Source organism: Streptomyces sp. YIM 130001, assembly GCF_003574445.1.
Classification (GTDB): domain Bacteria; phylum Actinomycetota; class Actinomycetes; order Streptomycetales; family Streptomycetaceae; genus Streptomyces.
Map to the genome: position 1 here is coordinate 551,395 of NZ_KZ984548.1, position 19,311 is coordinate 570,705.

Annotated in this window: 20 protein-coding genes; 16 read left to right on the plus strand and 4 right to left on the minus strand. The window is 68.1% G+C overall.

From position 1 onward, the window contains the following. Positions 1–854: Nramp family divalent metal transporter (locus tag DSC45_RS02580; RefSeq protein WP_162929094.1), on the plus strand; the 854-nt coding region annotated here is incomplete at its 5' end. A gap of 113 nt (positions 855–967) precedes the next feature. On the opposite strand, the gene DSC45_RS02585 is transcribed toward DSC45_RS02580, so the two are convergent. Then, positions 968–2,008 carry a chitinase gene (locus tag DSC45_RS02585; protein WP_119286562.1) on the minus strand — a complete coding sequence of 347 codons (1,041 nt, stop codon included), beginning with the start codon at positions 2,006–2,008 and terminating at the stop codon, positions 968–970. 665 nt (positions 2,009–2,673) lie between these two features. Between DSC45_RS02585 and DSC45_RS02590 the strand changes: the two genes are divergently transcribed. The 15 genes from DSC45_RS02590 to DSC45_RS02660 all read left to right on the plus strand — a co-directional run bounded on the left by DSC45_RS02590 (position 2,674) and on the right by DSC45_RS02660 (position 17,035). Beyond that, on the plus strand, positions 2,674–3,579 hold the full coding sequence (locus tag DSC45_RS02590; protein ID WP_119286564.1) for a hypothetical protein: 906 nt from the start codon (positions 2,674–2,676) through the stop codon (positions 3,577–3,579). Between the two features lie 180 nt (positions 3,580–3,759). Then, complete coding sequence (gene cpaB / locus DSC45_RS02595) at positions 3,760–4,467, plus strand: Flp pilus assembly protein CpaB (RefSeq protein ID WP_119286566.1); 708 nt, start codon at positions 3,760–3,762, stop codon at positions 4,465–4,467. 7 nt (positions 4,468–4,474) lie between these two features. After that, the gene (locus DSC45_RS02600) at positions 4,475–6,118 is read left to right on the plus strand and encodes an AAA family ATPase (protein WP_119286567.1); all 1,644 of its coding nucleotides are present in this window, start codon (positions 4,475–4,477) and stop codon (positions 6,116–6,118) included. A 3-nt stretch (positions 6,119–6,121) separates the two neighbouring features. After that, positions 6,122–6,622, plus strand: a complete 501-nt coding sequence (locus tag DSC45_RS02605) for a TadE family protein (protein WP_119286569.1) — start codon at positions 6,122–6,124, stop codon at positions 6,620–6,622. 78 nt (positions 6,623–6,700) lie between these two features. Beyond that, complete coding sequence (locus tag DSC45_RS02610; RefSeq protein WP_119286571.1) at positions 6,701–8,035, plus strand: TadA family conjugal transfer-associated ATPase; 1,335 nt, start codon at positions 6,701–6,703, stop codon at positions 8,033–8,035. Between the two features lie 238 nt (positions 8,036–8,273). Further along, positions 8,274–9,206, plus strand: a complete 933-nt coding sequence (locus DSC45_RS02615) for a type II secretion system F family protein (RefSeq protein ID WP_119286573.1) — start codon at positions 8,274–8,276, stop codon at positions 9,204–9,206. A gap of 20 nt (positions 9,207–9,226) precedes the next feature. Further along, complete coding sequence (locus tag DSC45_RS02620) at positions 9,227–10,117, plus strand: DUF5936 domain-containing protein (RefSeq protein ID WP_119286575.1); 891 nt, start codon at positions 9,227–9,229, stop codon at positions 10,115–10,117. A 204-nt stretch (positions 10,118–10,321) separates the two neighbouring features. After that, positions 10,322–11,629, plus strand: a complete 1,308-nt coding sequence (locus tag DSC45_RS02625) for a sensor histidine kinase (protein ID WP_205571232.1) — start codon at positions 10,322–10,324, stop codon at positions 11,627–11,629. A 92-nt stretch (positions 11,630–11,721) separates the two neighbouring features. Continuing rightward, a complete protein-coding gene (locus DSC45_RS02630) occupies positions 11,722–12,891 on the plus strand; it encodes a response regulator transcription factor (protein WP_119286578.1) in 1,170 nt (389 codons plus the stop codon). Positions 12,892–13,184: 293 nt separating this feature from the next. Further along, positions 13,185–13,388: a hypothetical protein gene (locus DSC45_RS02635; RefSeq protein WP_119286580.1), complete on the plus strand. Its 204-nt coding sequence runs from the start codon at positions 13,185–13,187 to the stop codon at positions 13,386–13,388. Between the two features lie 8 nt (positions 13,389–13,396). Beyond that, positions 13,397–13,987 (plus strand): pilus assembly protein TadG-related protein, encoded by a 591-nt coding sequence (locus DSC45_RS02640; protein ID WP_119286581.1) that lies wholly within the window; start codon positions 13,397–13,399, stop codon positions 13,985–13,987. Positions 13,988–14,008: 21 nt separating this feature from the next. Beyond that, positions 14,009–14,602, plus strand: coding sequence for a hypothetical protein (locus DSC45_RS02645; RefSeq protein WP_119286583.1), 594 nt, complete (start codon positions 14,009–14,011; stop codon positions 14,600–14,602). A gap of 3 nt (positions 14,603–14,605) precedes the next feature. Further along, positions 14,606–15,259: an OmpA family protein gene (locus DSC45_RS02650; RefSeq protein WP_119286584.1), complete on the plus strand. Its 654-nt coding sequence runs from the start codon at positions 14,606–14,608 to the stop codon at positions 15,257–15,259. Positions 15,260–15,331: 72 nt separating this feature from the next. Continuing rightward, entirely contained in the window at positions 15,332–16,483 is a 1,152-nt protein-coding gene (locus DSC45_RS02655) for a hypothetical protein (RefSeq protein ID WP_119286586.1), read from the plus strand. 9 nt (positions 16,484–16,492) lie between these two features. Next, the gene (locus DSC45_RS02660; RefSeq protein WP_119286588.1) at positions 16,493–17,035 is read left to right on the plus strand and encodes a hypothetical protein; all 543 of its coding nucleotides are present in this window, start codon (positions 16,493–16,495) and stop codon (positions 17,033–17,035) included. Between the two features lie 294 nt (positions 17,036–17,329). Here the strand turns inward: DSC45_RS02660 and DSC45_RS02665 are convergent, their stop codons facing one another. The 3 genes from DSC45_RS02665 to DSC45_RS02675 form a co-directional block, all read right to left on the minus strand. Next, a complete protein-coding gene (locus tag DSC45_RS02665; RefSeq protein ID WP_162929095.1) occupies positions 17,330–17,686 on the minus strand; it encodes a hypothetical protein in 357 nt (118 codons plus the stop codon). Positions 17,687–17,904: 218 nt separating this feature from the next. Continuing rightward, positions 17,905–18,342, minus strand: a complete 438-nt coding sequence (locus tag DSC45_RS02670) for a DUF6892 domain-containing protein (RefSeq protein ID WP_119286592.1) — start codon at positions 18,340–18,342, stop codon at positions 17,905–17,907. Positions 18,343–18,421: 79 nt separating this feature from the next. Further along, positions 18,422–19,240, minus strand: a complete 819-nt coding sequence (locus DSC45_RS02675) for an isocitrate lyase/PEP mutase family protein (protein ID WP_119286867.1) — start codon at positions 19,238–19,240, stop codon at positions 18,422–18,424. Positions 19,241–19,311 lie beyond the last annotated feature (71 nt).

Sequence of the window (19,311 nt, forward strand, 5' to 3'; positions counted from 1 at the left end):
CCGTCTTCGAGAAGGTCATGACGGTCATGGTCGGCGTGATGTTCGTGGTCGTGGTGTACCTGGCGATCCGGGTGGGCCCGGACCTGGGCGCGGCCTTCGCCGGTCTCGCGCCCGTACTGCCGGACGGCTCGCTGCTCTACACCCTCGGCCTGATCGGCGGCGTCGGCGGCACGATCACCATGGCGGCGTACGGCTACTGGGTGAACGCCAAGGGCTGGACCAACAGCGGCTGGATGAAGGTGATGCGGCTCGACAACCGGGTCGCGTACATCACCACCGGCATCTTCGTGGTGGCCATGCTGATCGTCGGCGCGGAGCTGCTGCACGCCTCCCAGATCGCCCTGTCCACCGGTGACAAGGGGCTCGTCGACCTCGGTGCCGTCCTGGAGAGCGAGTACGGTGCCGCGACCGCGAAGCTGTTCCTGATCGGCTTCTTCGCCACTTCGTTCTCGTCCCTGATCGGCGTCTGGCACGGCGTCAGCCTGCTCTTCGCCGACTTCGTCGAGCGACTCCAGAAGGACCGCAAGGGGGTCTCGACGGAGGCGGGTTCGGCGGTCCTGGTGGCCGCGGGAGTCAAGGAGCGCTCCGGCCCGTTCCGCGCCTACCTCCTCTGGCTGACCTTCCCGCCGATGACCCTCCTCTGGCTGGACCAGCCCTTCGGCCTGGTCATCACCTATGGCGTACTCGGCGCCTTCTTCATGCCCTTCCTGGCCCTCACCCTGGTCTGGCTGCTCAACTCCTCCCGTACCCCACGGGAATGGCGCAACGGCCCCCTCAGCAACACCATGCTCACCGTCTCGGGCCTCCTCTTCATCGTCCTGTGCATCCAGCAGGTACGCGAACTGCCCTGGTGAGGCAGGGGAGTTGATCCCGTCCCGCGCAGGGCCCCCGAACACACCGCAGCGCCGCCGGGGGAGCGGCGGCGCTGCAGGATCGGTGTGCGCCGGGTGGTGGCGCGGGGGTGGGGTCAGGAGAGGCCGTGGACGTGGGGGCCGACTGTGCCGGACCAGGCGTCACCGGCCGAGGCGTCCCAGTTGGTGGACCAGGCCATGGCTCCGCGGATGTCCGGGTACGTCTTGTCCGGCTTGAAGGATCCGCAGTTCTCGCCCTTGGCGAGGCAGTCCAGGGCCGCGTTCACCACGTCGCCGTCGACGTGGCCGCCGCCGGCCGCGCTCGGTGAGGCCGGGGTGCCGATACCGACCTGGGAGGCGTCGAGGCCGCCCTCCAGCTGGATGCAGGCGAGGCCGGTCAGGAAGTCGACCGTGCCCTGGTTGTAGACCTGTCCGTCGCAGCCGAGCATCGAACCGCTGTTGTAGTACTGCATGTTGACGACGGTGAGGATGTCCTTGATCTCGAGCGCCGTCTTGAAGTACTCGCCTTCGGGCGACTGCATGTCGACGGTCTGCGGGGCCATCGTGATGACCAGGCCCGGCGCCTTCTCGGCGATCGACTTCAGGGCCTTGCTCATGTAGGTGGAGTTGAGGCCGTTCTCCAGGTCGATGTCGACGCCGTCGAAGTTGTACTCCTCCATGAGGGCGCCGATCGAGTCGGCGAAGGCTGTCGCGGAGGCGTCGTCGTTGACCGCGACCGTGCCCTTCTCGCCGCCCACCGAGATGACCACGGACTTGCCGTCGGCCTGCTTCTGCTTGATGTCGGCCTTGAACTGGTCGTCGGTGTAGCCGCCGAGGCCCTCCGAGTCGAGGTTGAACTCGACGCCGCCCTGCGTGGCCGTGGCGTCGGCGAAGGCGACCGCGATGATGTCGTAGTCGTCCTGCACCTCGGCGAGGGTCTGCACCGTGGCGCCGTTGTCGAAGTTCTGCCAGTAACCGGTCACGGCGTGCTTCGGTACGTCGGCCGCGCCGACCGAGACCTTGTGGATGTCGTCGTCCGTCTCGGCCGCGCCGGCGCCCGACGCGAGCGAGGTGATGGCGAGTCCGCAGGCCGCGACACCGGCAACTACTGCGCCGGCTATGGCTTTTCCAGGGGTTCTACGTGCTTTGCGGTGCATTTACTACCTCCTGGGTGGGGGGGTGGGGGATCGGTGGGGGGAATCCGATGGGGGTGTCGGGGGTGTCGGGGGTGAGGGAGTGGCCGATCAGACCGCAATCTGGTCCAGACCAATTGAGTTGTCAAGACCTGTGGCAACAGGGCCTGTTGAGGCGGTGCGAGAGATCCCGGCGCCATGCGGGGCGGAGGCGGAACGCGGCCGTCCGCGACGCCGGTACGGGCGCACCCCGGGCCCGCCCCGGAGCCCGCCCCGGCCCCGTTCCGTACCCCCACCCCGCACACAAATCGCCCATTACCGTGCGACCGGAATGAATCAGCCGGTGGCGGGCGGTACTTCCCGAGCTACTCGACCAGTACTCAAATGGGCCCTCCGGTCCACCTCTTGAGATCCCACCGCTGTGACGTTCGTCTTCTTTTGGGGCGGGGTAATTCGGCCGCCGGGACTCCCGCGACTGCGGCGGTACTTCAAGTACCGCTTTCCGGTCATGCGTTGAGCGGCGTACCGAATGATCGTCCTGACCAGTTGATCATGGACTGACCAGGAGTTATATGATTGGTGTGTTGATCAGGGCATGACCTGGATATGGTGCTGATGCAGGAGGACGTCGTAGTGACGATCTGAGGCGGGTGCATCGCGTACCCGTCGCAGCGAACGGGGAATGCAGCGTGCCGACCGCCATAGCAGTGACCAGTCCTGATCTGGTTCTGCCAGCGACCGATCAGCAAACGCCGCCTGCCGCAATTCTGCAGGCGGGCAAGGGGAGTGAAGAGCAGAGCCTCGAGCAGTCGCTCGCGGAGATGAACGTCCTGCTCGAGCAGCACGGATACGTCGTCGCGCTCTGCCCCGCCTCGCTCCCCGCCCCTGCCGTGCACCGGCTGCACACGGTCCGTTCTGTACTGGAATCCGACCGGATCGCACTGCTTCACCTCGATCTGCCGCCGCTCGGCATCGCGATGCTGGCCCTGCAGCTGCGGCAGCTCTCGATCTGCGACTTCAGTCCGGGCGTCCTCGCCTCGGCCGCGCGGCTCCTCTCGCACTACATCTACTCCGGCGCCGTACTCGGTTCCGTGGCGAAGCTGGACCGCGTCCCCGTGAGCCTGAAGGCGCACGCGAAATCGTGGGTGCCCGGCTCGCAGTTCGCGGTCCTGGCCAATCCGGATCCGCAGCTCGTCAAGCTGGGCGGCTCCGCCGGCCAGACCGCGATGCTGAACGGGCCCGAGTTCGGCACGCAGCTCCTCGTGGCGAAGGGTCAGTTGCAGACCGAGTGGGTGACGAAGACGCTCGCGCCCGCCTGGCAGGTGCAGGGCGTCGGCGAGGCGCATCTGCCGGCGGAGTCCTCGCGCTGGTGGGCGACCCCCAAACTCACCGAGTTCGCCGCGGCGATTCCGGACATCTCCGTTCTTTACCAGCTGGTCTCCTCCGTACGACGCGAAGAGTGCCATTGGTGCGGACTCGAACTTATCGGTGACCGCTGTGGGTTCTGTTCCTCGCCGCTGCTGCCACCCGAGAACCAAACGGGCTCCGGTGGTGTCCTCTCTTCCAGAAACGAACACCCCGTGACCGGTCCCTGACACGTTGCTTCATCGCTCAACCGTTCCGCCGCTCAAGCCTCACCCGTCCGACCGCGCGAAGCACCACCCGCCCCACCGCACCACTCCGCTCGCAACACAGCCCCATAAAAGCCCCATCCCAGCCCCACCAACGCCCCCCAGTCCGTCTTACAAACGTCCCTGAACGAGGTTGTTCGCCCCATGAACTCTCGCCAGCGCCGCGGCGTCATCCTGCTGCTCCTCTCGGTCCTGTGCGCCTTCGGCGCGTTCGCCGGAGTGCTATCGGTGATCCGTGACGTGAACTCCAAGGTCGGCCCCGAGGTCGAGGCGTACCGCCTGAAGGGCGACATAGCCCCGTACAAGAAGCTCAACGCCTCGCAGTTCGAAAAAATCAAGATGCCCGAGCGGTGGATGTCCAAGAACGCCGTCACGGACCTCGGCGAGATCCGGGGCAAGATCGCCGTCACCCAGCTCAGGAGCGGCTCTCTCCTGCAGAACGACATGATCGTCCGCCAGCCCGAACTGGGCGAGGGCGAGCAGGAGATCGCCATCATGATCGACGCCGCGACCGGCGTCGCCGGCAAGATCAAGCCCGGCTCCACGGTCAACATCTACGCCACCTTCGAGGCGCCCGACCGCGGCGGAAAGAACCAGTCGAAGGTCATCGTCCAGAACGCCAAGGTCCTCGACGTCGGTCAGCTGACCCCGCTCGAGCCCAAGGAGGACGACCGCTCCGGCAAGCCCACCGAGGCCGTGCCGATCACCTTCGCCCTGAACACGCTCGACGCCCAGCGCGTGGCCTACGCCGAGTCGTTCGCCTCGCACGTCCGGCTGGCCCTCATCGGCCAGGGCGGCGCGACCACCATCTCGCCGGACGACCGCAGCTACACCCTCGACGAGGACAAGTGAGGGACTAGTGACCACCCGTATCCTCCCTGCCGTCGGCGATCCCGACGCCGCACGCTCCCTGTCCACCCTCCTCAGTCAGCTCCCCGACGCGGAGCCGGCACTGCCGGTCTCCGATTCGACGGCGCTGCTCGACACCCTGGCCCGCCTCGCGGGCGAGTCGCTCGACGAGCTGCCCGAGGTGGTCCTGGTCCACGAGCGGATCGGCCCGGTACCGGCCCTGGAGCTGATGCGGGAAGTCGGTCTCCGCTTCCCGGGGGTCGGTGTCGTACTGATCACCGCCGACCCGAGCCCCGGGCTGTTCTCCGCGGCCATGGACGCAGGTGCCCGCGGACTCATCGGACTCCCTCTGGGATACGAGGAGTTGACGGCCCGCGTCTCGACGGCCGCCGCCTGGGCCGTCGGCGTACGCAAGCACCTCAGCAGCAGCGCCGATGTGTTCACCGGTCCCGGCGGGACCGTCGTCACCGTCACCGGGTCGAAGGGCGGGGTCGGCACCACGCTGACCACGGTCCAACTCGCCCTGGCGGCACGGGCGTCGGGCAAGAGCGTGGCCATCCTCGACCTGGACCTGCAGTCGGGTGACGTCGCCTCGTACCTGGACGTGCAGTTCCGGCGTTCCATAGTCGACCTCGCGGGCATCAGCGACATCAGCCCGCGCGTGCTGCAGGACGCGGTCTTCGCCCACCCGACCGGCATCGGCATCCTGCTCGCGCCCGCCGAGGGCGAGCGCGGCGAGGAAGTCACCGACCGCGTAGCCCGCCAGGCCGTCAGCGCCCTGCGCAACCGCTACGAAGTGGTGGTCGTCGACTGCGGCACCCAGATGAGCGGCGCCAACGCCGCCGCCGTCGAAATGGCCGACCAGGCCCTCCTGATCGTTACGCCCGACGTCGTGTCGGTGCGCGCGGCCAAGCGTATGGTCCGCCTCTGGGACCGTCTCCAGATCCGCAAGGCCGAGGAGACGGTCACCGTCGTCAACCGCTACACCCGCAACACGGAGATCCAGCCGCCACTGGTGGAACGGATCACCGGGACCCGGGTCGCGACCGCTGCGATCCCGTCCAACTTCAAGGAACTGCAGACGGCCGTCGACGCGGGCCGGCTGCAGGACCTGGAGAGCCGGAGCACGGTCAAGCAAGCACTCTGGGGATTGGCGGGGGAGCTGGGCCTGGTGAAGACACCGGAAGGCAAGGACGGCAAGAACAAAGCCGGCAAGCGAGGTACGGCAACGGCCAGCCTGGAGAAGGACGACCGCGGCTCCATCGGCCTCAAGCGCCGCCGCGGCGGCGACTCCGGCTCGGTCACCATCGAGTTCGCCGGGATGGCCCCGGTCATCCTCGCCATCGTCGCGATCCTGTGGCAGGCGGTCCTCTACGGCTACTCGTACTCCCTCGCGGGCAACGCCGCGGACGAGGGCGCACGAGCGGGCGCGGTCGCCGGTGTACGGGGAGCGGTCAGCCAGACCGAGTGCGAGGACCACGCCAAGAAGCGGCTGCCGGACTCCTGGCAGAAGAGCTTCACCGCCGACTGCGGCACCGAACCCGGCGGCGCCATCTACACCGCCAAGGTGGACGTCGACGTCCCCCTCTTCTTCCCAGGCTTCAACGCAGGCTGGCACGTCACGGGCGAAGCCGGCGCCGCCCAGGAGGGCTGACCCATGCAGAAGCTTTTGATAGCCCGTCCGGCGTTCGAGGACCCGGGCCCGGGGCGGAGTCCCGTTTTCGGGAAGGCGCGGTCAGGGGCATCCCTCCGCACCGCCACGGCCGCAGCAGGCCCGGAGGGCAGCACCTCCCGCTCCGGCCCGGTCGCCAGGGCAAAAGGAGACCGAGGATCCGCGATCCTCGAATTCACCGGCTTCCTCCCCCTGCTCCTCCTCATCGGCATGGCCGTGATCCAGCTCGGCCTCGTCGGCTACAGCTACTCCCAGGCAGGATCCGCCGCCCGCGCCGGCGCCCGGTCCGCCGCCCAGGGTGCGTCCGCCGAACTCAGCGCCAAGGCCGCCATGAGCGACTGGCTCGCCGACAAGACGGACATCGACACCCCCGGCATGGGCGACACGGTCACCGTGAAGGCGACCGTCGAGATCCCCACCCTCGTCCCGTTCGCCGACTTCGGCTGGGAGGCGGAGCGGGAAGTGACCATGCCCGCCGACGACTAGCAGGCACACGACGCCGCGTCGTCCGTGCCACACCTCCGGGCCCCCGCCCGGAGCGCACCACGTAAGGAGTGGACAGAAATGAGCCTGCGGGCCCGAATCGCCTCCCCGGAGGACAACGGCGCGGGACGCGAGGACGACCACATCGTGGCCGTCTACCGGGCCAAGCTGCTCGAGGAGATCGACCTCGCCGAGATGTCGAACCTCGCGGCAGCCGAACGGCGCGCCCGCCTGGAGCGCGTCCTCGGCCACATCATCAGCCGAGAGGGCCCGGTCCTCTCGACCTCGCAGCGCTCGCAGTTGGTCCGTCGCGTCGTCGACGAGGCCCTCGGCCTCGGTGTCCTCGAGCCACTCCTCGAGGACGCGTCCGTCACGGAAATCATGGTGAACGGCCCCGACGCGATCTTCGTCGAGCGCGCGGGCCGGGTGGAACAGCTCCCGATGCGCTTCGCGTCGAACGAGCAGCTGATGCAGACCATCGAGCGCATCGTCTCCACGGTCAACCGCCGCGTCGACGAGTCCACGCCCATGGTCGACGCCCGCCTCCCCAGCGGCGAGCGCGTCAACGTGATCATCCCGCCGCTCAGCCTCACCGGCGCCACGCTCACGATCCGACGCTTCCCCAAGCCGTACAAGCTCAGCGAGCTCATCCGGCTCGGTTCGCTCGACGAACAGATGCTGATGCTGCTCAGCGGCTTCGTGCGGGCCCGCTTCAACGTCATCGTCTCCGGCGGTACCGGTACGGGTAAGACGACGCTGCTGAACTCGCTCTCGGCGCTGATCCCCGACCACGAGCGCATCATCACCATCGAGGACTCGGCCGAACTCCAGCTCCAGCAGGCGCACGTGATCCGCCTCGAGTCCCGCCCGCCGAACGTGGAGGGCAAGGGCCAGATCACCATCCGCGACCTGGTCCGCAACTCCCTGCGTATGCGCCCCGACCGCATCATCGTCGGTGAGGTCCGTGGCGGTGAGACCCTCGACATGCTCCAGGCGATGTCCACCGGTCACGACGGCTCGCTCGCCACCGTGCACGCCAACACGGCCGAGGACGCCCTGATGCGTCTGATGACCCTGGGTTCCATGTCCGAGGTCAAGATCCCCTTCGAGGCCCTGAAGGACCAGATCAACTCGGCCATCGACGTGGTCGTCCAGCTGACCCGTTTCGCCGACGGTTCCAGGAAGATCACCGAGATCGCGCTCCTCGTCTCGCACGGCCGCGAACAGTTCAAGATCGCCACGGTGTCGCGCTACGCGGCGCAGCCGGTCGACTCCGACCGCGTGGTGCGCGGCAAGTTCGAGCACCTGCCGCTGCCGCGCCGTATCGCGGACCGGCTCTTCATGGCGAACGAGCCGATCCCGCCGGCCTTCGGCGTCGCCGAAGGCGCCGGAGCCGTCCGAGAGGCCGCCGACTGATGGTCCCCACCCACAGCCGTACGGCACCGGGCTCGCGTCCCGCCGGCGCGAACCCGGCGAGCGCGCTGCCCACGCGCGCCAGGCCGTGTCCGCGGAATTCTGCACGGACACGACCCGGGCACCACCTGCACGACCGCTCGCCCCACCGTCCCCCGGTCCGCTCGCACCGGCCCACCCGCCCCTGCGACGTCCCCACAAGCTCCCACGGGCACGAGTCCCGGAGAGAGGCTGCCGGAAGATGAACAACCCCGCGCTGCTGGCCCTGGGCAGCACCATCCTGTGCGGCACCCTCGCCGTCGCCGGACTCCATACGTACGCCTCGGGCAAGGCCCAGCGACAGGCACTCGAGGACCGGCTCGCCACCGGCCACCACAAGATCGGGCGGGGCCGCCGCTTCAGCGCCATCGACCGACGGGTCAGAAAGACCGGCATCGGGCGGAAGGTCCAGCTGAAGCTGTCGGCGACCGGACTCGACCTGACGCCGGGCGAGTTCTTCGTCTACATGGTCGCGGCCGTCATCGGGCTGTGGCTGATAGCCAGCTCGCTGCTCGCGCCGTTCTTCGGTCCGATCGCCGGACTGATCGGCCTCTACGGGGCGAACGTCTTCCTCAACTGGCAGCGGCAGAAGCGTATTGAGGCGTTCATCGGCCAACTTCCTGACCTGGCCCGCCTGTTGGCGAACGGCACCTCGGCCGGTCTGGCCCTGCGCACCTCCCTCGCCATGGCCGCGGACGAGCTCGAAGCTCCGGCGGGCGAGGAACTCACGAAGGTGTCCAACGAGTTGGCCCTCGGCCGCTCCATCGACGACACCCTCAACGAGCTCGCCGAACGGCTCCCCTCCCGGGAGCTGATCGTCCTCGTGACGACCCTGGTCCTGTCCAACCGCTCCGGCGGTACGATCGTCGGCTCCCTGCGGAACCTCACCGAGACCCTGGAGGAGCGCAAGGAGACCCGGCGCGAGGTCCGCACCATGCTCTCCGAGGTCAACGCCACCGCGTTCACCATCCCCTGCCTGGGCATCGGCGCGATGCTCATGCTGAACGCCATGAACGAGGGCGCGTTGGCGAGGGTGACCGGCAGCCCCGTCGGTCAGATCCTCATGCTCGTCTCGCTCGCCCTGTACACCGTCGGGTTCGTGGTCATCCGCCGCCTCGGCAAGATCGACGTCTGAGAGAGGGGAACGACGACACCATGCTGGGACTTCTCCTCGCACTGCTGCTCGCACTCGCCGTTGCGGGTGTCTTCCAAGGCGTCCGGATGTACCGGGCCGACGCCAAGCTGCCCTCCGACCTCGCCGTCGCCCTGGAGATCGGCGGATCGCGCGTATCGGGCGCCGACTCTGCCGTCGACCGTCTCGGCATGCGCTTCGCACCCGCCGTCCTGCGGGTCATGGGCGCGAAGAACGTCGAGGCCAAGCGCCGCAAGATCGACCAGGCGGGCAACCCCGGCGGTCTCACCATCGACCGCTACGCCGCCCGCCGTGCCGTCTACGGACTCTTCGGCCTCATCTGCGGCCTGTCGATGCTTGCGAGCGGATCGCCGCTCTTCGCGCTCCTGGCCTTCGCCTTCGGCTTCTTCGCCGCCGACGCCCTCATCGCCCAGGCGATCAAGGAGCGCCGTGAGGTCATCGAGCGGACCCTGCCCGACTTCCTCGACGTCCTCGCGGTCGTCGTGAGCGCCGGTCTCGGCTTCCGCCAGGCCCTGGAGCGCGTCGCCGACCGCTACAAGGGCCCGTGGGCGGACGAACTCCACATCACTCTGCGCCAGATGGACATGGGTGTCTCGCGCCGCAACGCCTTCGAGGAACTGCGCAAGCGCAACGCCTCCGAGCAGGTCTCGCAGTTCGTCACGGCACTCCAGCAGGGCGAGGAACTCGGTGCGCCGATCGCCGACACCCTGATCCAGATCGCCAACGACATGCGCCGCACCGACGCCCAGAACTCCCGCCGCCGCGCGGCCAAGACCATCCCGAAGACCACCATGGTCACCCTGGTGTTCATGGTCCCGGCCACGCTGATCCTCATCGTCAGCGGAATGTTCCTGGGTTCGGAGACCAACTTCGGCTCCATCTTCGGCGGCTGATCATGGCGAACCACAGCAAAGGAGCCCGGCATGCCCCCTGAACCGGCCGGCTTCGACAGCACCGTCCGCCGCGCAGAAGCAGATGCCGCGGCCCAGGGCGCCCCGACACCACAGGGCGCCCTGAGCGCGTTCACCCCCGCCCGGGGAAACAGGACGCCACCACCGGCTGAACTTCACGGCGGCGCCCCCGAGGCGGAGCCCGTGATGACCTCCGCCCTCGCCGACGACACCCCCGCGCCCAGCCTCTCCATCCAGCTCAACGCACTGCAGGCGCTGTGCCGCCAGGTCTTCGGCTTCCGCCTCGCGATGATCGTCATCGGCGCACCCTTCGCCCTCGCCAGAGCGGACGGCCAGGTCGGCAACGTCCTGGTCGGCGGCGCCGTCGTCTTCAGCCTGATGGGTTCGCTCGCGATGCTCAGGGACTGGGAGACACTCGGCCCGCTCGTCCTCAAGTACCGCTGGCTGATGGCCGTGGACCTGGTCTTCGGCGCCGTACTCCTGCTCACCGCTTCCCCCGATTCGACACTCGGCTACGCCACGGTCTGTACGCCGCTGCTGGCCGGACTGCTCTACGGCTGGCGCGGCGCGGGCATCTACACCGCCCTCCAGATCCTGGTGCTCGCCGCTGCCTACATCGGCTGGGCCAAGAGCATGGAAGGCCCCGCAAGTACCGTTCTGATCAGCGGCTTCTGCGTGGCGGCCGGAGTCATCGGCGTCACCCTGCGCAATCTCATGCTCCGCTTCGGCACCGCCACCGAGGCCCTCTCCCAGGCCAACTCCCGTATCGCGGTCAACGACGCGGTGGACGGCGAACGCGCCCGCATGGCCCGCGAGATGCACGACTCCGTCGCCAAGACCCTGCACGGCGTCGCCATGGCCGCCGAAGCCCTCGCCAACAGCGCGGACCGCATGGACCCCATGACGGTCAAGCACCAGGCGGGCCTGGTCTCCCGCTCGGCCCGCCGCGCCGCCTCGGAGTCCCGCGAACTGCTCTCCGACCTGCGTCGCAGAACCGACTACTCGGACGCCGGCGGCGGCACCGACGTCACCGACGAACTGGCCGCTCGTGTCAGGGACTTCAGCGCCCGCACCGGCGTCAACTGCGTCTGGCTCCCGATCGGTGAGGGCCCCGTCCCGCCCGTCCCGCACGCCGTGGCCCGCCAGCTGCTCACCGTCGCCGCCGAGGCCCTGGAGAACACCCACCGGCATGCGGGCGCCTCGCGCGTCGCCGTCGAGATGGGCATCGTGGGCGACCTGCTCAGGATCAGCGTCATCGACGACGGCAAGGGCCTGCCGGCCGGCACCAACCTCGACGAACTCCGCAAGGCCGGCCACTTCGGCCTGGTCGGCATGGTCGAGCGGGCGGCCGCGGTCGGCGCCCGTATCCGGATCGGCCGCGGCAGAAGCGCCGGCGGTACGGAGGTCCGGCTCGACCTGCCCCTCGCGGCGCTGGAGAGCCAGCGCACACCGGCTCACGGGTTCCCGTCCGCCAGTGCGGCGGGTATCACCTGAGTCAGCACCGGACCGCAGGACCGCACCACCCCACAACCGAATAGCCCCCACACCCCCGCTCACCCGCGAACACCCCCGAGAGGAGGCCGCTCATGCCGGACGAGAGCTCGCACACCTCAGGGCCCCAGCAGGTGTCGTCGCACGTGTCCCAGCACACGTCCTCGCACACCACGGAGCCCCGCTCCGAGCACACCCCCGCTCAAGTCCCCCTTCCCCCGCCGGCAGCGGCGTTCCCTGCCCCGACTCAGAACGGCGACGACCCCAGCGGGCCCCAACAGGCCCAGGGCACCGACCCGTTCGGATCCATCGAGCAGCCGGCGCCACTGCGCGTGGTCATCGCCGACGACAACCCCGTCGTACGCGCGGGCCTCACCGTGCTGCTCGACGGCCGGGACGACATCGTCGTCGTGGCCGAGGCAGCGGACGGCCGCCAGGCGCTCGCCGCCGCGCAGCAGCACCGCCCGGACGTGGTCCTGCTCGACGTCCGCATGCCGGGCGTGGACGGCATCTCGGCGCTCCCGTACCTGGTGCAGGTGGCGCCGGTCATGATGCTGACCTACAGCCGCGAGTCGACGATCGTGCAGGAGGCGCTGCGCCTCGGCGCGGGCGGCTATCTGGTCCACGGGGAGTTCACGGCCGAGCAGTTGGTGCTCGCGACCCGGGACATCAAGGAGGGCCGCGCCCACTTCACCGCCTCGGCGCAGAACGCCCTGCTGTCCCACATGCGCGGCGGACAGGCGGCCCCGGGCCTCCCGGAGGGCCTCGGCCGGGTCTACGAGACGGGTGTGCCGTTCACGGGCACCAGTCAGGTCCCCGGCGCCGGGCCGGCCACCGGTCCGACGTACGGCCGGATACCTGGTCATCCGAGCACGCCGGATGCGACTGCACAGGGTGGCTCTGGGCCCAACCTGGGCCCAGGTGTCTCGAATTCGTATCGAGCTCCCCAAAGCTCTTCGCATCTGCAACCGAATGTGCCACAGTCGGTACCGGCCCACGGTGGCGGACTCTCGTCCGCCTCTGCCCCCGGCGGCCAGCGGAACCGGCAGGACTTCGGACTGAGCTCGAGGGAGGTGGAGATCATGGAACTCATTGCATCCGGCATGAGCAACCAGCAAATCGCCGCCACCTGCTTCATCAGCGAGAAGACCGTCAAGAACCACATCAACCGGATATTCGCGAAGTTGCACAGTGTCAGCCGGAGCGAAGCCATTGCGGTCTGGCTCGGCACTGCGCGGGGGAAGGGGTCGAACAGCCATGGATGACATGACTGGGCGAAGCACTGAGCGAAGGACGAAGACGACGGGGGCGGGCGCTGTGCGCGCTGTCGCCCGCCCTGGTAGGGCGGGTGGGCCCGCTCCCACCCGCAGGACCCAACTCACCCTTTGGGCCCGCACTTGGGTCCACGGACCCTCTGTTGGGACCGGTGTTCCGACGTACGTTTCTCGTGTCGAAAGCGGCACCGGCCAGGAGGAAGCCGGTTACGCGGAAGACGCCAAAGCTTCAGAAACGTCACCGTCGGCCGACTCCCGGTCGGCTGAATCCAAAGGGGAACACCATGTCGAAGTTCAGCAACTGGAAGAACACCGTCGTCTCCCGCATGCAGGGCAAGAACGCGGACGAGGGCGCCGGCTTCGTGGAGTACGCCGGTCTCCTGGTGCTGATCGCCGCGATCGTCGTTGCGGTGAACGCGCTCGGCCTGGACGACACGATCTCCGACGCGATCGAGACCGCGGTCGAGGACATCACGGGCGGCGAGTGACACTTCGCTTGCGTAACGACAAAGGGCAGACTCTCCCACTGTATGTGTGGCTGGTGGGGATTCTGCTCTTTGTCGCGTTCGTCTTCTTCGTCTTCGCCAAGGCGGCGGTAGCTCGCAGTGGAGCACAGTCCGCTGCGGACGCCGCCGCTCTCGCTGCTGCGAAAGAGGCTCGTAAAGAGTTGTTGGTCCAGGTGATCGCAGGCATCCCCTCCGGTGCCTGGGTCCTGCCGCTAGAGGGAGAGACACCGCCCGTCACGAACGGCGCGGCGTCTGCTGCTCAGCTTGCCAAGCAGAACAAGTCACACCTCGACGGCGCACCTCAAGCCACCTTCGTAGCAAGCGACTTCGCCATCAAGGCCAAGGTCGAGACCGATTACACGGTCGGCGACTCCCTGGTTCCCGGCACCGAGAAAAAGCATGCCAAGGCAGATGCAACCGCGGTGATCGAGCCGCGTTGCCACATGATCGCCGACGTCCCCACCAAGGTCGTCAAGTTCTACTGCGAAGGCAGTGGGATGTGGGACATCGATCCCAAGACCTTCAATGCCGGCGATCTGCCCACGGCCAAGGACCTGTTCAAGGTGCACCTGGCGGAATGACGAGAGAAGGAAGCAGTACTGATGAGTAAGCGGCACACCATGAAGGCCCGCAGGGCACTGACCGCGGTGGCGATCACGACTGGCTTGGTCCTCACGGTGGCCGGCTGCGGTGGTGGCGACGGAGGCGACGACAAGGAGAACTCCGGCAAGGAGACGTCGGCTCCGGCGAAGGACGGCGACAAGGACAAGGGGTCCGAAGAGCCGGCCGAGGACAAGGTCATTGCTGAGGTCACTGGCAATGAAGACATCAAGCTGACGATCAACTCGGCAGTTCGCGACGGCGGCGGCTTCGTCACCGTCAAGGGCAAGGTGTCGAACGGTGGGTCGGATCGCTGGATCGCCAACGCGTGGCGCGGTGACGAGACAGAACTTCGGAAGAACGCGTTCTCTATGGCCGGAGCCAACCTTGTCGACAAGGCGGGCAAGAAGAAGTATCTGGTCCTGCGGGACACGAACGGGCGTTGCTTGTGCACCCAATTCCAGGGGTCGTTCAAGCAGTCTGAAGAGCGAGAGTTCTTCGCCCAGTTCCCCGCTCCTCCCGACTCGGCTACCAAGGTCGACTTCAACATTGCCGACATGCCGCCGGCCACCATCGAGATCTCCGAGGGTGAGTGACCCATGCACCACTCACTCACTCGCCGCAGGCAAGGCAGGGTCGCGGCCACGACAGTGACCGCAGTGGCCCTACTCGCCACACTCAGCATCAGTACTGCACAAGCTGACGACGAGCCCAGTCAGCCACCGGGCTCTACGACGAGTCAGCCCCCGCCGAAGGTCGACGGGAACTCCCCAGGCCTGAAGCTTTCCGACGGTGCCACGCTGGCACCCGCCAAGGTGCTCGACGTCAAGTCCGTGATCGAGGACTTGGGCGGCGAAGAGCGCCGAGAAGACACTGGGTCGGACGTCAAGTTCGCCCTCCAGGCCGAAGTCCTCTTCGGCAAGGACAGCGCCAAGCTCAACCCCAAGGCCAACGCCCGTATCAAGGAGATCGCGGACGAGGTCGAGGCCCAGGGTGCGAAGAAGGTCCGGGTGTTCGGCTTCACGGACAACCTGGGCTCGTACGCGCACGGCAAGAAGCTCTCCAAGGAGCGCGCCGACGCCGTGCACGACCAGCTGTCCAAGACCCTCGGATCGGACATCACGTTCGAGGTCCGCGGATACAGCGAGGACTACCCCATCGCGTCCAACTCCACGGAGGAAGGACGCAAGAAGAACCGCCGCGTGGAAGTCGCCTTCCCGCGCGGAGAAGCGGACGCCGGCTCGCAGAGCTAGGAAGTTCCGCACGAACAGAGGCCGGGCCGCGAGAACCATCTCGCGGCCCGGCTGTTTCTGTGGGAGGGAACCATGCTCGAGTGGGACACAGTTCGAGCGGCCCTGTTCGTGCTGGGTCTGTCATCCGCCGGGCTTGGCCTGGTGTGGTTCCTGCGGTTCGTGTGGATCTCGCTGGAGTTGGACCGGCGGCCCTGGACCAAGCGTCGCGGAGTGATGAAGTGGGCTCGACGCAGGGTCGTCCGGCGAGCACCTACTCATACTGAGCACGCCGCTGTGGTGCAGAACTGGGAATGGTCGTCATCCATCGGGGCGGAGCGCTTCGAGGACGCGGCGGTGATGGACGGCGGGCTGCGTGCCCGCCTGACGCTGACATTGCTCATGGTGATTACCTGCGTGCCAGCGGGGTGCGTCTTGAGTCTCTGGAGCTCGATCCCTTCCGTGCAGGCCGCGATGCTGGTGATCACGCTCGGCGGGTCGATGATCTGGCTTCCCGCGTCGTGGCGGTTGCGGGCCGTGGTCCGGGGGCTGGAGGTCGACCTGTTGTTGTTGGTGGACTGCCACATAGTCCTGAAGGCTTGCTCGCAGCGGCTGAACGGCTCGGCAAACCGTGGGTCCACGCTGCAACTAGACATAGACACAGGCGAGTTGAGTGCTGGATTGCAATGCTTTGCCCGTCACGGGCACACCGGGTGCAGTCCGGAGCGGCGGGCCGAGATCAAGGATCACATCGGTCGCGTCGCTGCGGCACTGGACGCGTCCATGGGCGACGTACTCAGGGGTGAGCCCGATGCGGTGCTGGGCTTGGCACGCCGTGTTCACACAGTCAATGAACGTGTCGCAGAGGGCAGATGGCTGGGCCTGCTCGACTCCGCGGACCTTCCTGTCGACCTGCAGCCTGACGCTCCCAGAACACGCCGGCAACGCATGACCGAGGCTGCGGTCGTCCTGCTTCTTGCGGCACTCGCTGCCGGGGCGATCGTCGGTGCCATGGCGTTGCACCTGCCCGCGCAGTACGCCGGGGTGATCGGCCTCGCGGCCTTCTTCGGCGGCGGGCTCGCCTGGCGCGGTTCGCGCGTCGGCGTCACCTCGCACAGCATGTTCGGCACGGTAGGCGCGGCGTTCGCTCAGCAACAGGAGCCGCAGCCCCCGCCCGGTGGGCCTGCCCCTGACTCGACCACGAGACAATCCGGCGGGGGCCCGCTTGACGGGCGTCCAGGAAGTTGAGGCACAGGCATGACCAAAAGGCGGGCCATCGCCGCATGTTCACTCGTGCTCGCGCTGGTCGGGGGATGGGTCGCCGGTGCCGAGTGGCCCGTCGAGACGCCCGAGACGACCAACGACTGGGACGGCCCGGTCGAGCTGGCGGACGGGCGGCGCGTACTGGTGAAGTTCACGGCGCAGGGACTGGTCGAACGCCATCAGAGCGACAAGGGCGCGCCATGGTCCCGCCCCCGGGTGCTGTCCCCGGTGAAGGGGGACGACGACTGCGGGGTCCACCTGAGCACGTACCGGAACACGGTCGCGGTCATCGCTCACTGGGACCACGGCTGCTACGGCGAGGCGGCGCGGAAGTCCATCGCCGCGGTGAGCGACGGCGATCTCGACGAGTGGGACACGCACGTCACGGAGCACGAGGACGACTGGAAGCGGACGCGCTTCTCCTGGATCGGTAACCGAGTGGTGTTCCGGAAGGAAATGGACCCCGGCGTCGCGGAGTTGAGCTGGCGTCAGACCATCGGCTTCACCGGCCCCACCACGAAGTCGTACGAGCCGTAACGCCGTTCGACAGCAGGTGATCCGCCTCGCCGGCGGGCGGATCCGTGATCGGCTCGGCAGTACCGGCACGGCGGTCATTGCCGGCAGGACGCGGGGCGTGCGGACGCTCGTGGGGAAGTCGAGTGCGAGGTGATGCGGTTCTCGTGGAGTATCGCCGGGGTCCGGGGCGGGGCCACCGCCGACCGGCACTGCGGGCGGAACGAAGGCCGGGCCGCGAGAGTCGTCCCGCTGCCCGGCCGTCACACGTCGTCGATCACCCGACAGGCTGCGCGAACCGCAGGCCAGGCCGCACCTCTATGGCGTCAGCGTGCGGTAGTTGGCCGTGCTGCAATTGCAGTCCTTGTGCTGGGACTTCACGATCTTGTACACGGGGCTCAGCTTGGTCGCCGTCCCGCTGCTGCCGTCGGACCACGGTCCCCAGCCGCCGCCTCCCACCTTGATCCGAACGTAGGCGAGGCCCTGGCAGTTGCCGTTGCCCGACTTCTTGGTGGTGGCCTCGTGGTCGGAGACCGTGGCGGTGTAGGTGGTGTCCTTGGAGCAGTTTCGGTCCCACGTGGACGTGGTCGCGGACGCGGGTGCGGCGGCGAACACCGTGGTACCCAAGGCTGCAGTGACCAGCGCGACTCCGTACTTTGCCCGGGTAAGTGCCATGAGTTTCTCCCCGTTCGTCGTGGCTACTGGGTCATGCGCCGGGTCCGGCCGGACCTGCAGTGATGCGGTAGGCCCCCGCCCTCGATCCGCATCGGACACGAGCATCGCGGACCCGGGCCCGGTCGACCAGGCCTTTTGGCGGTGCATGAAAGGCCCAGGTGCCGGCTGGGGAGGAGCATGTTCCGCTCGGGGGCGGAACGGGGCGGTGAAAGCCGGCGCTAGACCGCGGCGATGCCGCGTGCGCGGAGAATCTCCAGCTTGTCCGGGACGGCCAGCAGTGACTCCTCTGCGCCGTCGATGCGCTTGAGGTTCGGCAACAGGTCCAGATCCTCGAGCGACCGCACGTCGAACAGGTCGTCCTCGCCGTCCCACGTCGAGGTGCACTGCATGTACACCTCGCTCCCGCCGTCGATGACCAACTCCTCGACGATGGCCAGCTGTTCGGTGCTCAGCTCCAGGGAATCGAAGTAGTGCCGCGCCTCGTCCAGGACCGTGTACCCCAACTCGTTCTCGTAGCCGTACTGGTAGAGGTCGTCGACGCCGCGGTGCTCCTGCATGTACCGCGCCAGGTCGAAGGGCTCGCCCAGCACCCTGTCGGTGTACATGAGCTGCTCGATCACCAGCAGCTTGAAGTTGAAATCACGAAACTTGGTCATGCCGAGAACCTAATGGTGCGGCGTCTCTCCGGACTCAGCAGGTCGGCCGCTACGGCCGCACCCACAGGCGCAGCTGGGGTCAGTGGAGCTCGGGGAACAGTGCGTTGATCTCAGGGAAGGCCATGCCTTCGGCGAGGGAGTCGTAGCCGCCGGTGCCGAAGAGCACCTCCGCGCTGCGCCGGGCGGCGGCGTAGGCGGCCTGTGCCACGCCTGAGCCGAGGCTGACGCGGGCCACGCCGAGGGCGCCGAGCTCGGCGACGGTCGGGGCTCCGGGGCCGGCCATGACGTTCAGCGGTACGGAGATCTCCGTGGCCAGAGCCGCGATGGTGGCGGTGTCGGTGATGCCGGGGACGAAGATGCCGTCCGCTCCGGCGTCGACGTACATGTGCGCCCGCGACAAGGTCTCCTTCAGGCGCGTCTCCGGGACACCGAGCCCCAACAGGTAGGTGTCGATACGGGCATTGAGGAACAGGTCCGTGCCTGCCCGGTCGGCGACCTGGCGGGCCGCCGCCACCCGAGTCGCCAGCTCCGCCGGGGGCCGGCCGCCGTCCTCGATATTGACACCGGCCGCGCCCGCGGCGAGCACCCCGGCGACGGTCTCGGCAACACCGGCGGCGTCCTTGCCGTACCCGCCCTCGATATCAGCGGTCACCGGAACCGCAACGGCACCGACGACCCGGCCGATCACCTCCAACGCCCGTTCCCGGGTGAGGACATCGCCGTCCGGGCAACCCAGCGACCAGGCGAGCCCGGCACTGGTCGTGGCGATCGCGGAGGTGCCGGCGGCCTCGATGACGCGGGCGCTCGCAACGTCCCAGGCGTTGGCGAGCGCGAGAGGTTCGTGTGGCGTGTGCAGGGATCGGAAGACGCGGACGTTGTCCGGCTGTGTGACGGTCATGGACGCCATCAAACATCGACGGCCGCCCACCTTCTGGCGGAAATCCGACACAGACGTCGCGCCCGGCACCG

Excerpts from the sequence above, each read along its gene's own strand:
- DSC45_RS02675 (WP_119286867.1), bottom strand. The coding sequence starts at position 19,240 with ATGACCGTCACACAGCCGGACAACGTCCGCGTCTTCCGATCCCTGCAC.
- DSC45_RS02620 (WP_119286575.1), top strand. The coding sequence starts at position 9,227 with ATGCTGGGACTTCTCCTCGCACTGCTGCTCGCACTCGCCGTTGCGGGT.
- DSC45_RS02670 (WP_119286592.1), bottom strand. The coding sequence starts at position 18,342 with ATGACCAAGTTTCGTGATTTCAACTTCAAGCTGCTGGTGATCGAGCAG.
- DSC45_RS02660 (WP_119286588.1), top strand. The coding sequence starts at position 16,493 with ATGACCAAAAGGCGGGCCATCGCCGCATGTTCACTCGTGCTCGCGCTG.
- cpaB (WP_119286566.1), top strand. The coding sequence starts at position 3,760 with ATGAACTCTCGCCAGCGCCGCGGCGTCATCCTGCTGCTCCTCTCGGTC.
- DSC45_RS02635 (WP_119286580.1), top strand. The coding sequence starts at position 13,185 with ATGTCGAAGTTCAGCAACTGGAAGAACACCGTCGTCTCCCGCATGCAG.
- DSC45_RS02610 (WP_119286571.1), top strand. The coding sequence starts at position 6,701 with ATGAGCCTGCGGGCCCGAATCGCCTCCCCGGAGGACAACGGCGCGGGA.
- DSC45_RS02625 (WP_205571232.1), top strand. The coding sequence starts at position 10,322 with ATGACCTCCGCCCTCGCCGACGACACCCCCGCGCCCAGCCTCTCCATC.
- DSC45_RS02655 (WP_119286586.1), top strand. The coding sequence starts at position 15,332 with ATGCTCGAGTGGGACACAGTTCGAGCGGCCCTGTTCGTGCTGGGTCTG.
- DSC45_RS02605 (WP_119286569.1), top strand. The coding sequence starts at position 6,122 with ATGCAGAAGCTTTTGATAGCCCGTCCGGCGTTCGAGGACCCGGGCCCG.
- DSC45_RS02630 (WP_119286578.1), top strand. The coding sequence starts at position 11,722 with ATGCCGGACGAGAGCTCGCACACCTCAGGGCCCCAGCAGGTGTCGTCG.
- DSC45_RS02650 (WP_119286584.1), top strand. The coding sequence starts at position 14,606 with ATGCACCACTCACTCACTCGCCGCAGGCAAGGCAGGGTCGCGGCCACG.
- DSC45_RS02645 (WP_119286583.1), top strand. The coding sequence starts at position 14,009 with ATGAGTAAGCGGCACACCATGAAGGCCCGCAGGGCACTGACCGCGGTG.
- DSC45_RS02585 (WP_119286562.1), bottom strand. The coding sequence starts at position 2,008 with ATGCACCGCAAAGCACGTAGAACCCCTGGAAAAGCCATAGCCGGCGCA.
- DSC45_RS02615 (WP_119286573.1), top strand. The coding sequence starts at position 8,274 with ATGAACAACCCCGCGCTGCTGGCCCTGGGCAGCACCATCCTGTGCGGC.
- DSC45_RS02665 (WP_162929095.1), bottom strand. The coding sequence starts at position 17,686 with ATGGCACTTACCCGGGCAAAGTACGGAGTCGCGCTGGTCACTGCAGCC.